The organism is Neisseria sp. HMSC065C04, assembly GCF_001815375.1.
GTDB classification, from domain to species: Bacteria; Pseudomonadota; Gammaproteobacteria; order Burkholderiales; family Neisseriaceae; genus Neisseria; species Neisseria flavescens_D.
In genome coordinates, this window is record NZ_KV820422.1 from 311,709 (window position 1) to 326,430 (window position 14,722).

Consider the following 14,722-nt stretch of genomic DNA (forward strand, 5'->3'; position numbering starts at 1 on the left):
TGATTGTTTAAAAGGCCGTCTGAAAGCTTGATTGACTTTCAGACGGCCTTTGCTATGAAAGAAAAGGGCATGTATCAAACATGCCCTTTTTTAGTTTATCAATAATGCGGCGGAATCTCGTCGCGCAGGCTGTACGGTTCGCGTTCGCCGTTTGCGCCTTTGTCCTGCATCCGTTGATACAGAAGCCGCAACTGACCTTGTTGCAAATCCAAAGCCTGTTGCATCTTGGCGATGGTGTCGTTCAGGCTGCCGATTAAATCTTCCTGCAAGGCCGTCTGAATTTCCAGCTCGGTGACGCGGTGTTCCAATTCCTGAATATCGCTCATATTACAGCACCATCGCGGCAATCCAGCCTGCAACCATCAGCGGGATATTGTAGTGGATAAAGGTCGGGATAACCGAATCGCGGATGTGGTCGTGCTGACCGTCGGCATTCAAACCCATGGTCGGACCGAGTGTCGAGTCGGAAGCGGGGGAACCCGCATCGCCCAGCGCGCCTGCCGTGCCGACGATGGCCACGGTAGCCATTGGGGAGAAGCCCAAGCTGATGCACAAAGGCACATAAATCGCGGTAATAATCGGCAAGGTGGAGAAAGACGAGCCGATGCCCATGGTTACCAGCAGGCCGACAAACAGCATGGTAAAGGCGGCCATGCCTTTATTGCTTCCGAACAAAGCCATGCTGTGTTCGACCAAAGGCTGAATCTCGCCGGTCGCGTTCATGACGGCGGCAAAACCTTGCGCCGCAATCATAATAAAGCCGACCATCGCCATCATTTTGATGCCTTCGCCGAACACATCGCTGGCGGCGGAGCGGTTCATCACGCCCAACATCATAAACACGGCAAAGCCCAACATCGCGCCCAATACCAGCGAACCATCGTACGAAAGCTGAATGGCAAAACACACGGCAATCGCCACGGCCGCCACCAAGCTGCGATAGGTTGAAGGCTCTTGTTGTTGCACTGCTGCGCGGTTGTCTTCCGTGTCAGTGGTATTGTTTTGATAAATGCGCGGCTTGCGGTAGTGCAAAAAGGCCAGCAGCAAGCCGGACACCATGCCCAAAGCCGGAATCGCCATTGCATGCATCACATTGATGCCGCTGGTGTCCATGCCTGCCGAGCGGATATTGCCCAACATGATGTCGTTCAAGAAGATGGCGCCAAAACCGTAAGGCAGAAACATATAAGTCGTTACCAAACCAAACGTAATCACGCAGGCCACCAAGCGGCGGTCGAGTTTCAAACGGTTGAATACCAACAGCAGCGGCGGAATAATCATCGGGATAAACGCGATATGAATCGGCACAACGTTTTGGCTCATCACGCCCATGCACAAAATAATCGCCAGCAGCAGCCATTTGACCGCGCCTTCGCCTTTCGCATTGCCTTCACCGCCGTTGAGTTTGCGGATAATCACGCCGGCGAGCTGTTGCGGCAGGCCGGAATGCGTGATGGCCATGGCAAACGCGCCGAGCATGGCATAAGACAGCGCGATTTGCGCCCCGCCTTTCAGGCCTTCGTTAAAAACAGGAATAATCCCTTGCTGCACCACATCGCCGGCCGCGTTGGTTACATTTTCCAAAGGCATACCGGCCACCAAGCCGCCGACAAACGCGCCGACAGCCAAGCTGAGCACCACATGCACGCGCGATAAAGACAGCACAAGCATGATGATGACCGCAATTACAACCGCATTCATATCGTTCTCCGTTGTTTCAGACGGCCTGTTATGTAAAAACAGGCAATCATCTGTTTACATATTACAAATAAACATCATAACCCAAGCATGAAGCCTTTGCAAAAAACGGCAGGCCGTCTGAAACCCGGAGCATCGGTTTCAGACGGCCTGCCGTTAACCCTTATTCAGAGTTTTAATAGGGCGTGCGGTTCTGGCGATAAAAATATCTAAAAAACACGCGCTTCCTATTCTTTGCATATGGTACCAATGTTAAAATCGATACAATGTCTTGGTTTTAGGTTTGTTACTGAAATTAAAGCATTTATTGATAAAACCCAATTCAATAATACGCAAACAAAGGAAAGAAACTATGGATATTCTGACACGGCTGCACAATCTGCCGCCTTCCCGATTTCATTACAAACTTCTGGTCTTGGTCGGCATAGGTTGGCTGTTTGATGCCATGGATACAGGCTTGGTGTCGTTTGTATTGCCTGCTTTGGGCAAAGATTGGGCGTTGGCTCCGGCGCAGTTAGGCTGGATTGTCAGCATTGCCTTTGTCGGCATGGCTTTGGGCGCGGTATTTAGCGGCTGGCTGGCGGACAGGTTCGGACGGAAAACCGTTTTTGCCGGCACGATGGTGGTGTACAGCATTGCCACAGGTTTGTGCGCGCTTGCGCCTGATTTGACGGTTTTGCTGGTGTGCCGCTTTTTTGTCGGCGTCGGCTTGGGAGGTCAACTGCCCGTCGCCGTGTCGCTGGTCAGCGAATATGCGCCGCCGAAAGTACGCGGCCGTTTTATTGTTTTGCTGGAAAGCTTTTGGGGCTTGGGCTGGCTCTTGGCCGCGCTGGTATCTTATTTCTTTATTCCGCAAACCGGCTGGCATAGCGCGTTTTTATTCGGCGCCTTGCCCCTGTTTTATGTGCCGTTGGTGTTGAAATTTGTTCCCGAATCCGTGCCTTACCTGCTTTCCCGCGGCAAAACCGATGAAGCTCATCATTTGGTATCCGCGCTGGAAATCCAATCAGGCATAACGCCGCCGACAGAAGCCATTGCCGCACCGGCCGTCCCGCGCGAACGCATCCGCTTCTTCCAACTTTGGCAACATCCGTTTGCACGGCGCACGCTGATGTTGTGGCTGGTTTGGTTCGGCATCGTGTTTTCGTATTACGGCATTTTCACTTGGTTGCCCAAACTGCTGGTCGAGCAGGGCAATACCGTGGTCAAAACTTTTGAATATGTGCTGGTGATGATTGTTGCACAACTGCCCGGCTATATTGCCGCCGCGGCTTTGGTGGAGAGAATCGGCCGCAAAGCAACGCTGGCAGGCTTTTTGGCCGCTTGCGCCGTGTGCGCATGGTTTTTCGGGCAAAGCACCACTGCAGCCGAAGTCATGGTTTGGGGCAGCCTGATGTCCTTCTTCAACTTGGGCGCATGGGGCGTTTTGTACACCTACACCCCCGAACTCTACCCCTTGCGCTTCCGTGCCTTCGCATCCGGCTGGGCAGGCGCCATCGGCCGCGTCGGCGGCATACTCGCGCCCATGGTAGTGGCGGCGATGGTGGGCAACAGCGGTGGCTTCGGCAATATCTTTATGATGTTTGCGCTGGTTATGCTGCTGATTGTGGCGGTAATCTTGGTATTGGGTGAAGAAACCAAAGGCCGTACGCTGGAAGACATCAGCCAATAAAAGGCATATATAAACAAAGGCCGTCTGAAAAAATATTTTCAGACGGCCTTTTTCATTTACGTTTGTAATTTTAATACATCGATTTTCTGTTTTTATCTTAATTATCGAGGAAAGCGACGAAGAATAACCGTCTTTGTTTTTGTGTAGATAAAAATATTATACTTCAAAGAATTAAAATGAATAAACGATAAAATGGCCGTCTGAAAAGTTCAATCATGGTTTGTGATGTAGGTCAAAGCAAAATGTAACTAAATTACCTATAGTTATCGTAGTGAAAATTTATTGACCTTATTGCCACCTTTTATTAAGGAGATACACCATGAATGCATCAGCCGACAACGTCGTCAGCCCAGCCGTAGCCGAGGTAAACAGCCTGGTTGAAAAGGGTTTGCGCGCGTTGGATGAGTTTCTTAAGTTGGATCAGGAGCAGATTGATTTTATTGTAGCCAAAGCCTCTATCGCTGCGCTGGACAAACATGGTGTACTCGCCATGCACGCGGTGGAAGAAACAGGACGCGGCGTGTTCGAGGATAAGGCGACGAAAAACCTGTTTGCCTGCGAAAACGTTGTGCGCCGCCTGCGTGATTTGAAAACCGTGGGCGTCATCAGCGAAAACGATGTAACCGGTATTACTGAAATTGCCGATCCGGTCGGCGTGGTTTGCGGTATTGTGCCGACAACCAATCCGACTTCCACCACCATTTTCAAATCCCTCATTGCGCTGAAAACCCGCAATCCGATTATTTTCTCGTTCCACCCGTCCGCCCAGCAGTGTTCCGCCCATGCAGCGCGTATTGTGCGCGATGCGGCGATTGCGGCCGGTGCGCCGGAAAACTGTATCCAGTGGATTGAAAAGCCGTCTATGGAAGGCACTTCCGCGCTGATGAAGCATCCGGGCGTGGCAACGATTTTGGCGACCGGCGGCAATGCGATGGTGGAAGCCGCGTATTCTTGTGGCAAACCTGCGCTCGGCGTCGGGGCGGGCAACGTACCTGCTTATGTTGAAAAAACGGCGGACATCAAACAGGTGGCACACGATATTGTGATGTCGAAATCTTTTGACAACGGCATGGTGTGCGCCAGCGAGCAAGCGGTGATTGCCGATAAAGAGATTTACAAAGAGTTGGCCGAAGAATTCAAATCTTACGGCGTGTACTTTGCCAACAAAAAAGAAAAAGCCATGCTCGAAGAGTTTATCTTCGGCGTAACGGCGAATTGCGCCAGCTGCGGCGGTGCGAAACTCAATTCTGCGGTAGTGGGCAAACCGGCGGCATGGATTGCCGAGCAGGCTGGGTTTAAAGTACCTGAAAAAACCAACATCATCATCGCCGAATGCCGCGAAGTCGGCCCGAATGAGCCGCTGACCCGCGAAAAACTTTCGCCTGTTTTGGCCATGATTAAGGCGGATTCGACCGAACAAGGTTTGAAGTTTGCCGAAGAAATGGTTGCCTTTGACGGCTTGGGACACTCCGCCGCCATCCATACCGCCGACGAAGAATTGGTCAAAACGTTCGGCTCACGCGTCAAAGCCCTGCGCGTGATTTGGAATTCGCCTTCCACCTTCGGCGGCATCGGCGACGTGTACAACGCCTTCCTGCCTTCTCTGACCCTCGGTTGCGGCTCTTACGGTAAAAACGCCGTCGGCGGCAACGTCAGCGCAGTCAATCTGTTAAACATCAAAAAAGTAGGCCGTCGGAGAAACAACATGCAATGGTTCAAAGTGCCCGCCAAAATCTATTTTGAACGCGATTCCATTCAATATCTGCAAGACATGAAAGACTGCGAAAAAGTCATGATTGTGACCGACCGTTCGATGGTTGATCTGGGCTTTGTCGATAAAATCACCCACCAACTGCATCAACGCAAAAACAAAGTGACCATCCAGCTGTTTACCGATGTCGAAGCCGATCCGAGCGTCCAAACCGTCTATAAAGGCACCGATTTGATGCGCAGCTTCCAGCCGGACACCATTATCGCACTGGGTGGCGGCTCGCCGATGGACGCGGCCAAAGCCATGTGGCTCTTCTACGAGCAGCCGCAAGTCGATTTTGAAGACTTGGTGCAAAAATTCATGGATATCCGCAAACGCGCATTCCGTTTCCCTGAATTGGGCCGCAAAGCCAAATTTATCGGCATTCCTACCACGTCGGGTACAGGCTCCGAAGTGACGCCGTTTACCGTCATTAGCGACGGCGACAAAAAATATCCGATTGCCGACTACTCACTGACACCGACCATTTCGATTGTCGATCCTGCTTTTACCATGACAGTTCCGGCAGGCGTAACCGCCGATACCGGTTTGGACGTATTGACCCATGCCGTAGAAGCATACGTTTCCGTACTGGCGAACGACTTTACAGACGGACTCGCCCTGCAAGCCATCAAGCTCGTGTTCCAATACCTCGAACGCTCCTACAAACACGGTGCGGCCGATCCAGAAGCGCGCGAGCATATGCACAATGCCTCCACCATCGCAGGCATGGCGTTTGCCAATGCGTTCTTGGGCATCAACCACTCGATGGCACACAAAATCGGCGGCAAATATCACGTTCCGCACGGTCGTGCCAACGCCATCCTGCTGCCGCACGTCATCCGCTACAACGGCACGCGTCCGCAGAAAACCGCTACTTGGCCGAAGTACAACTACTACAAAGCCGACCTGAAATATCAGGAAATCGCCCGTACCTTAGGTCTGCCGTGCAGCACACCGGCAGAAGGCGTCGAATCCTTCGCCCGCGCCTGCCATGAGCTGGCAGTCAACGTCGGCATCAAAATGTCGTTGAAAGAGCAGGGCATCGATGAGAAAACCTTCCTCGACGGCAGAAAAGAGCTGGCCATGATGTCTTTTGAAGATCAATGCACCCCGGCCAACCCACGCCTCGCTATGGTGGCCGATATGGAAGAAATCCTGACCAAAGCCTATTACGGCGAATAAAATCGGGCAGTTAAAAAGGCCGTCTGAAACCTGAATATAGGGTTTCAGACGGCCTTTCGTATTAGAACTAAAGTTGATACTTATTGTATGTGGAATTTAATTTGCAAACATTAAGAATAGTCATCATGAAATCAGAAATTTTAAAACAATTTGGCAAGCATGTTCGTCATTTAAGACAACTCCAGGATTTAAGTCAGGAAGCATTGGCTGAGAAAGTGAATATGCACCGGACTTATATCGGAATGATAGAACGTGGAGAGCGTAACCCCGCCCTATTAAATCTTATTCGTTTGGCTAGCGCATTAGATATTTCTTTGCCTGAACTTTTAAGGGCTATGTTAATGACGGGAACTGTGATAATGAATCTAACTGATTCGTATGGTTTTTTGGGTCTTCGGAATATATAGTGGAATTACTTTCTTAATAGTTTAAAAACAACTGGTGTTTAAATCGGATTTTCTGGTGGGATGTTAGGATAATCAATAGTATTATATAAAAGTATCAATCACATACGAGTGATACTTTGGGAAAAAAATAAAATAGTCCAATTTACTTGACCGTGTACTATGGTACATGGTTTATAATATTCAGGGGGTGAAATAAGATGATTTATCGCATTAGTGAGTTTGCAGATAAATGTGGAGTTAATAAAGAAACGATCAGATATTACGAGCGAAAAAATTTATTACAAGAACCTCACCGAACGGAAGCTGGTTATCGGATATATTCATATGATGACGTTAAGCGTGTTGGGTTTATTAAACGAATACAGGAACTTGGTTTCTCTTTAAGCGAGATTTATAAATTACTTGGTGTTGTAGATAAAGATGAAGTTCGTTGTCAAGATATGTTCGAATTTGTTTCTAAAAAACAAAAGGAAGTGCAAAAACAAATAGAGGATTTAAAACGAATTGAAACTATGTTAGACGACTTAAAACAACGATGTCCAGATGAAAAGCAATTACATTCGTGTCCAATAATAGAAACATTAACATGAGAGATTAATTAACGAAAGGAGCTTTTTTATGAATAAATTTAAGGTAAACATTTCAGGAATGACATGTACGGGTTGTGAAAAACACGTAGAATCAGCACTTGAAAAGATAGGTGCTAAAAATATTGAGTCTAGTTATCGTCGTGGTAAAGCAGTATTTGAACTGCCCGATGATATTGAGGTTGAAAGTGCAATAAAGGCGATTGATGAAGCAAATTACCAAGCCGGAGAAATTGAAGAAGTATCATCACTAGAAAACGTGGCGTTAATTAATGAAGACAATTATGACCTTCTTATTATTGGTTCTGGTGCTGCTGCCTTTTCTTCGGCAATTAAAGCTATAGAATACGGTGCAAAAGTTGGAATGATTGAGCGTGGAACGGTTGGGGGAACCTGTGTGAATATTGGCTGTGTTCCGTCAAAAACTCTTCTTAGGGCAGGGGAAATCAATCATTTATCAAAAGACAATCCGTTTATAGGTTTACAAACATCCGCTGGAGAAGTGGATTTAGCTAGTTTAATCACGCAAAAGGATAAATTGGTGAGCGAACTTCGGAATCAAAAATATATGGATTTAATTGATGAATATAATTTTGATTTAATTAAAGGTGAAGCAAAATTCGTTGATGCTAGTACGGTTGAGGTCAATGGGGCAAAGTTATCTGCAAAACGCTTTTTAATTGCAACAGGTGCATCGCCTTCGTTGCCCCAAATTTCAGGACTTGAAAAAATGGACTATTTAACTAGTACAACACTTCTTGAGTTAAAGAAAATACCAAAACGATTAACTGTAATTGGTTCAGGATACATTGGAATGGAGCTTGGACAACTATTTCATCATTTAGGTTCAGAAATAACGCTTATGCAAAGAAGTGAGCGACTTTTAAAGGAGTATGATCCTGAGATTTCAGAGTCAGTTGAAAAAGCGTTAATTGAACAGGGTATAAACCTTGTCAAAGGGGCAACTTTTGAGCGTGTTGAACAAAGTGGAGAGATAAAAAGGGTTTACGTAACAGTAAATGGCAGTAGAGAAGTCATTGAATCAGATCAGTTACTTGTTGCCACTGGAAGAAAACCAAATACGGATTCTTTAAATTTAAGTGCAGCAGGTGTTGAAACTGGAAAAAATAATGAAATCCTGATCAATGATTTTGGTCAAACAAGTAATGAAAAGATTTATGCAGCAGGAGATGTGACTTTAGGACCACAATTTGTATATGTAGCAGCCTATGAAGGTGGAATTATTACTGATAATGCTATTGGTGGATTAAACAAAAAAATAGATTTATCGGTAGTTCCTGCTGTTACGTTTACGAATCCGACGGTTGCAACGGTTGGTTTAACAGAAGAACAAGCAAAAGAGAAAGGGTATGATGTGAAGACATCTGTATTACCTTTAGATGCTGTTCCAAGAGCAATTGTAAACCGTGAAACAACCGGTGTATTTAAACTAGTAGCAGATGCAGAAACACTAAAAGTATTAGGGGTTCATATTGTATCTGAAAATGCAGGAGATGTCATCTATGCAGCATCATTAGCTGTTAAATTTGGCTTAACGATAGAAGATTTAACAGAAACCCTAGCACCATATTTAACAATGGCTGAAGGGCTAAAATTAGTTGCACTTACGTTCGATAAAGATATTTCGAAATTATCTTGTTGTGCAGGCTAAGGGAACTTTTTTAGGATTTTGAGATTTAAGTTATTTGAGGTCTGTAATGTAGACAACTCTATCTACCTTAAAAAAGTCGTCTGAAAACCCTGTTCCCAAGTTTTCAGACGACCTTTCTTATTACAGCAATCAATGCCGAATCAGACTTTACACCACGATGTTCACCAGTCTGCCAGGCACCACGATGATTTTCTTCGCAGGCTTGCCTTCCATGAATTTTACTGCACCTTCGTTGGCAAGGGCGGCGGCTTCGAGGTCGGCTTTGGATGCGTCGGCGGCGACGGTGATTTTGCCGCGCAGTTTGCCGTTGACTTGAACCATCACTTCGATTTCGGATTTAACCAAGGCGGTTTCGTCGACTGTTGGCCAGCCTGCTTCCCACAGTTTCACGCCGTTCAATTCGCTCCACAGGGTTTCGCAGATGTGCGGCACGATGGGCCACAACAGGCGTACGGCGGCTTCCAATACTTCTTGGGCAACGGCGCGGCCTTGTTCGCTGCCGGTGTCGGTTTTGTCGTATTGGTTGAGCAGTTCCATCACGGCGGCGATGGCGGTGTTGAACTGCTGACGGCGACCGTAGTCGTCGCTGACTTTGGCGATGGTGGAATGCAGTTTGTGGCGCAGGTCTTTGAGTTCTTTAGACAAACCGTCTTGACTGCCTGCAAACGCTTTGACTGCTTCGCCTTGCTTCAAGTATTCGTAAACGGTACGCCACAGACGACGCAGGAAGCGGTGTGCGCCTTCGACGCCGCTGTCGCTCCATTCGAGGGACTGTTCGGGCGGTGCGGCGAACATCATGAACAGGCGGGCAGTGTCCGCGCCGTAGGCGTTAATCAGCTCTTGCGGATCGACGCCGTTGTTTTTGGACTTGGACATTTTTTCCGTGCCGCTGATGACAACGGGCAGACCATCGGCTTTGAGAACGGCGGAAACGGGGCGGCCTTTGTCGTCAAAAGTCAGCTCGACATCGGCAGGGTTGATCCAGTCTTTGCCGCCGTTGGCGTTTTCGCGGTAGTAGGTTTCGCAGACGACCATGCCTTGCGTGAGCAGGCGTTCAAATGGTTCGTCAACATTGACCAAGCCTTCGTCGCGCATCAGTTTGGTGAAGAAACGCGCGTACAAGAGGTGCAGAATTGCGTGTTCGATACCGCCAATGTATTGATCAACCGCACCCCAGTATTTCGCGGCTTCAGCCGATACCATGCCTTCTGCGAACTTGGGCGACATGTAGCGGAAGAAATACCAGCTTGATTCCATGAAGGTGTCCATGGTATCGGTTTCGCGTTTCGCCGCGCCGCCGCAGCATGGGCAGGTGGTTTCGTAAAACTCGGGCATTTTTGCCAGCGGCGAACCCATGCCGTCGGGTACGACGTTTTCAGGCAAGACGACGGGCAGTTGGTCGGCAGGGACGGGTACGTCGCCGCATTTTTCGCAATGGACGATGGGAATCGGGCAGCCCCAGTAGCGTTGGCGCGAAATGCCCCAGTCGCGCAGGCGGTATTGGGTTTTCGGTTCGCCTGCGTCTTGGCTTTGCAGCTTGGCGGCGATGGCGTCGAAGGCCGTCTGAAAATTCATGCCGTTCAAGTCGCCGCTATTGACCAATACGCCGTTTTCTTTGTCGCCGTACCATTCTTGCCATTGGTTTGCGTCGAATGCGTTGTCGCCGACGGCAATCACTTGTTTTTTCGGCAGATTGTATTTGGTGGCGAACTCAAAATCGCGTTCGTCATGCGCCGGAACAGCCATCACTGCGCCGTCGCCGTAGCCCCACAATACATAGTTGGCAATCCACACTTCCAGCTTGTTGCCGTTGAGCGGATTGACGACGTAGCGGCCGGTCGGCACGCCTTTTTTCTCCATCGTCGCCATATCGGCTTCGGCAACCGAGCCGGCTTTACATTCGGCGATAAATGCCTGCAATTCGGGTTTGTCGGCGGCTGCGGCGGTTGCCAGCGGATGCTCGGCAGCAACGGCAACATAAGTCGCGCCCATCAGCGTGTCGGGACGGGTGGTATAAACTTGCAGGAATTTCGCGTAATCGCCTTCCAAGCCTTGTTTGCTGTCGTCTGAAACGGCGAAGCGCACGGTCATGCCGCGAGATTTGCCGATCCAGTTGCGTTGCATGGTTTTGACTTGTTCTGGCCAGTGTTCCAGCTTGTCCAAATCGTTGAGCAGCTCTTCGGCGTAATCCGTGATTTTGAAGTAATACATCGGGATTTCGCGTTTTTCGATCAACGCGCCGGAACGCCAGCCGCGTCCGTCGATAACTTGCTCGTTGGCAAGCACGGTTTGGTCGACGGGGTCCCAGTTTACCGTGCCGTTTTTGCGATAGACGATGCCTTTTTCAAACAGCTTGGTAAACAGCCATTGTTCCCAGCGGTAGTATTCGGGTTTGCAGGTGGCGACTTCGCGTTCCCAGTCAATCGCAAAACCCAGGCTTTTGAGCTGGGTTTTCATGTATTCGATGTTGTCGTAAGTCCATGCGGCAGGGGCGACGTTGTTTTTCATCGCTGCGTTTTCCGCCGGCATGCCGAACGCGTCCCAACCCATAGGCTGCATGACGTTGAAGCCGTTTAAGAGTTTGAAGCGGCTTAATACGTCGCCGATGGTGTAGTTGCGCACATGCCCCATGTGCAGCTTGCCGCTGGGATAGGGGAACATGGACAGGCAGTAGTATTTGGGTTTGGAAGCGTCTTCGGAGACGTTGAAAATACGGGCGTCGTCCCATTTTTTCTGCGCCGCAGGCTCGATGGCGGCGGGTTGGTAATGTTCTTGCATGGTCATTCTGTTTTTCGCTTGAAAACGTTGGAAAAAATAAAGATGGGATTATAGCAGGTTGTCGGGCCTGTCGGTTTGACAAAGGCCGTCTGAATGTTTGGATGTCGGAAAAGCACAATTTCAGACGGCCTTGAAAATACTGACTTGAGTTTTTGATACTCGCCCACATATCCCACCCAGTTTGAATTCATTCTTAACACTATCAAAATTATGAGCAATAAAGATTTTTACGAAACCCTTGGTGTTGCCCGCAGCGCTAGCGATGATGAAATCAAAAAAGCCTACCGTAAGCTGGCAATGAAATACCATCCCGACCGCAATCCTGACAATAAAGAAGCGGAAGAAAAATTCAAAGAAGTCCAAAAAGCGTATGACACCTTGTCTGATAAGGAAAAACGTACCATGTACGACCAATACGGCCATGCCGCGTTTGAACAGGGCGCAGGTGCGGGCGGATTCGGTGGCTTTGGCGGTTTCGGCGGCCAAGGCGGATTCGGTGGTGCGCAAGGCTTCGATTTTTCCGATATTTTCAGCCAAATGTTCGGCGGTGGCGGCAGCGCAGGCAGCCGTCAGCCGGATTACAGCGGCGCGGACTTGCAGGTCGGCATAGAGATTTCGCTTGAAGAAGCCGCCAAAGGCGTGAAAAAACGCATCAACATTCCGACTTACGAAGAATGTGATGTCTGCCACGGCTCAGGTGCCAAACCGGGCACATCTGCATCGACTTGTTCGACCTGTCACGGCACAGGTACGGTACACGTCCGCCAAGCCATTTTCCAAATGCAGCAGACTTGTCCGACTTGTCACGGTACAGGCAAAGAAATCAAAGATCCTTGCGTCAAATGCCGTGGCGAAGGCCGCACCAAAACCAGCAAAACGGTTGAAGTCAACATTCCGGCAGGCATCGACGACGGTCAACGCATCCGCTTGAGCGGCGAGGGCGAGCCGGGTCAACACGGCGCACCGGCAGGCGATTTGTATGTTAATGTCCGCGTGAGACAGCACAAAATCTTCGAGCGCAACGACTTGGACTTGCATTGCGAGTTGCCGATCAGCTTTGCCATTGCTGCATTGGGCGGCGAAGTCGAAGTGCCGACTTTGGACGGCAAAGTCAAACTGCACATTCCGAAAGAAACGCAAACCGGCCGCCGTATGCGCGTGAAAGGTAAAGGCATCAAGTCTCTGCGTTCCAGCTCGACCGGCGATTTGTACTGCCACATTTTGGTTGAAACACCGGTTAACCTGACTGACCGTCAGAAAGAGTTGCTGGAAGAATTTGAAAAAATTTCCTCCGGCCTCAATCTCAGCCAAACCCCGCGCAAAAAATCGTTTTGGGAAAAAGTAGGCGAAAAAGTAGGCGATTTGTTCTCCGATAATTAATCGTTGTGAAAAAGGCCGTCTGAAACCTGTTTACATTGAGTTTCAGACGGCCTTTTTTATATTTTTCAGACTTTTATCATCTTTTGTTGTTTCAATATAATTTTCTGTGCCATTTCCAAAAACAGTTTCTGCTCGTCTGCAGACAGATCAGCCAAGGATTCTTGGTTGATGGCTTTGGCAATTTCGGTGGAGCTTGATTGTAAAGCACGCGCGTGTTCTGTCAGCATAATCAAACGGCTGCGTGCATCTTCAGGATTAGGCTCCCGTGTAATCAATCCGTCTCGCTCCATCCGTGCCAGAGTGTTGGCAATCGTTGCCTGCTTCAAATCGGCACGCTCAACTAATTCCTGTTGGCTCAAGCCGTCCTTATTCCATAGCTCGATCAAAATTGGAAATTGTGCAGGCGCAATCCCCAGTGGTTTTAGGCCTTCGCTCAATAAAATGGCAAATTGGCGGGCAATATGGTTCATCAAATAGCCGGCTGATTGGTCTTTGAATGAGTCGTTCACTTTGTTTCCTTTTAAAACAGATCTTTATGAATTATAGCGCAAGTATAGCTTGCTATATTAATCAATAGCAAGCTATACTTATTTTAACTTAATAGCTTGCTATATAAATTTCAGACGGCCTATCTTAAACATTCAAAGGAAATATTATGAACCGCGATACTTTACGCAAAATCCATGCTGCGGCAGGAGCAGGTGCATGTTTATTCATCGCCTCATTTTGGATCAGTACCGTATTAAGCGAACTCTTCAGCTCGCATGAAACCATCGTTGTTGTAAAACAAACCATTGTTTATGCGCTATTCGGGCTGATGGCTTGTATGGCAGTTGCAGGTGCAACAGGCATGAAAATGGGTGGAAAAAGCAAACATACTGCGATTGCCGCGAAACGCCGCCGTATGCCCTTTATCGCTGCCAATGGAATGCTGATTTTGCTGCCTTGTGCCTTTTTCTTGAATAACCGCGCTTCTTCCGGACAGTTTGACAGCGTGTTTTATATCGTTCAAATCGTAGAACTGATTGCCGGTATGGCTAATCTGACGCTGTTGGGACTGAGCATGAAAGACGGATTTTCTATCCGTAAACCCAAATTGAAATCCATTTAATTGTTAATTTAAGAGAAAACATCATGAAACCTGATATTCCGCAACGTTACGGCACTACAACCCGCTTTCTGCATTGGACTATGGCGACCTGCTATCTGTTTATGTTTGCAACCGCCATTGCTTGGAATATGGATGAAAGTCTGAAGTTTTTGACTAATCCTCATAAGGCGGTTGGCTTTCTTCTGCTGATATTGTCTGTTTGGCGTGTGATGCGGGCAATCCGCCAGTCCAGCAATCGATCGGTTGGCAGTATGGCTGCCAAATTTGGACATTGGGCAATGTATCTTCTGATGCTTGCCGTTTCAGTCACAGGTGTTATGAGACAAATTACTCAGGAAGGACAGATTCACGGAGCACTGGCATTTTCGTTGCTGTTCTTGTCTCTGGGACATATCGGCATGGTCGTTTACCACCACATCAAAGGCGAATCCGTAATGCCCCGAATGTTCGGAAGAGATTAAATATCTCACATCAATTCAAAC

General features: G+C 48.5%; 12 protein-coding genes. 8 read left to right on the forward strand and 4 right to left on the reverse strand.

Annotated elements, in window-relative coordinates:
- Positions 1-98: 98 nt before the first annotated feature.
- The gene (locus HMPREF3022_RS10425; RefSeq protein ID WP_004518924.1) at positions 99-326 is read right to left on the reverse strand and encodes a SlyX family protein; all 228 of its coding nucleotides are present in this window, start codon (positions 324-326) and stop codon (positions 99-101) included.
- Position 327: 1 nt separating this feature from the next.
- Complete coding sequence (locus tag HMPREF3022_RS10430; RefSeq protein ID WP_049335972.1) at positions 328-1,701, reverse strand: Na+/H+ antiporter family protein; 1,374 nt, start codon at positions 1,699-1,701, stop codon at positions 328-330.
- A gap of 349 nt (positions 1,702-2,050) precedes the next feature.
- On the opposite strand from HMPREF3022_RS10430, the gene HMPREF3022_RS10435 reads away from it, so the two are divergent.
- The 5 genes from HMPREF3022_RS10435 (at position 2,051) to merA (ending at position 8,971) form a co-directional block, all read left to right on the forward strand.
- On the forward strand, positions 2,051-3,370 hold the full coding sequence (locus HMPREF3022_RS10435) for an MFS transporter (protein WP_070765606.1): 1,320 nt from the start codon (positions 2,051-2,053) through the stop codon (positions 3,368-3,370).
- A gap of 319 nt (positions 3,371-3,689) precedes the next feature.
- Positions 3,690-6,305, forward strand: a complete 2,616-nt coding sequence (gene adhE / locus HMPREF3022_RS10440; RefSeq protein ID WP_070587983.1) for a bifunctional acetaldehyde-CoA/alcohol dehydrogenase — start codon at positions 3,690-3,692, stop codon at positions 6,303-6,305.
- Between the two features lie 125 nt (positions 6,306-6,430).
- Complete coding sequence (locus HMPREF3022_RS10445) at positions 6,431-6,712, forward strand: helix-turn-helix domain-containing protein (RefSeq protein WP_070765607.1); 282 nt, start codon at positions 6,431-6,433, stop codon at positions 6,710-6,712.
- A gap of 197 nt (positions 6,713-6,909) precedes the next feature.
- Positions 6,910-7,302: an Hg(II)-responsive transcriptional regulator gene (gene merR / locus HMPREF3022_RS10450; RefSeq protein WP_001863748.1), complete on the forward strand. Its 393-nt coding sequence runs from the start codon at positions 6,910-6,912 to the stop codon at positions 7,300-7,302.
- Between the two features lie 28 nt (positions 7,303-7,330).
- Positions 7,331-8,971: a mercury(II) reductase gene (merA, locus tag HMPREF3022_RS10455; protein ID WP_070765608.1), complete on the forward strand. Its 1,641-nt coding sequence runs from the start codon at positions 7,331-7,333 to the stop codon at positions 8,969-8,971.
- A gap of 147 nt (positions 8,972-9,118) precedes the next feature.
- On the opposite strand, the gene leuS is transcribed toward merA, so the two are convergent.
- The gene (leuS, locus tag HMPREF3022_RS10460; RefSeq protein WP_070765609.1) at positions 9,119-11,749 is read right to left on the reverse strand and encodes a leucine--tRNA ligase; all 2,631 of its coding nucleotides are present in this window, start codon (positions 11,747-11,749) and stop codon (positions 9,119-9,121) included.
- 210 nt (positions 11,750-11,959) lie between these two features.
- On the opposite strand from leuS, the gene dnaJ reads away from it, so the two are divergent.
- Positions 11,960-13,129 (forward strand): molecular chaperone DnaJ, encoded by a 1,170-nt coding sequence (gene dnaJ, locus HMPREF3022_RS10465; protein ID WP_070765610.1) that lies wholly within the window; start codon positions 11,960-11,962, stop codon positions 13,127-13,129.
- Positions 13,130-13,194: 65 nt separating this feature from the next.
- Here the strand turns inward: dnaJ and HMPREF3022_RS10470 are convergent, their stop codons facing one another.
- Positions 13,195-13,599, reverse strand: coding sequence for a MarR family winged helix-turn-helix transcriptional regulator (locus tag HMPREF3022_RS10470; RefSeq protein ID WP_049332004.1), 405 nt, complete (start codon positions 13,597-13,599; stop codon positions 13,195-13,197).
- 185 nt (positions 13,600-13,784) lie between these two features.
- On the opposite strand from HMPREF3022_RS10470, the gene HMPREF3022_RS10475 reads away from it, so the two are divergent.
- Both HMPREF3022_RS10475 and HMPREF3022_RS10480 read left to right on the forward strand, forming a co-directional pair.
- Positions 13,785-14,240, forward strand: a complete 456-nt coding sequence (locus tag HMPREF3022_RS10475; RefSeq protein WP_049331964.1) for a hypothetical protein — start codon at positions 13,785-13,787, stop codon at positions 14,238-14,240.
- A gap of 23 nt (positions 14,241-14,263) precedes the next feature.
- On the forward strand, positions 14,264-14,701 hold the full coding sequence (locus HMPREF3022_RS10480) for a cytochrome b (RefSeq protein WP_070765611.1): 438 nt from the start codon (positions 14,264-14,266) through the stop codon (positions 14,699-14,701).
- The last annotated feature ends 21 nt before the right edge of the window (positions 14,702-14,722 follow it).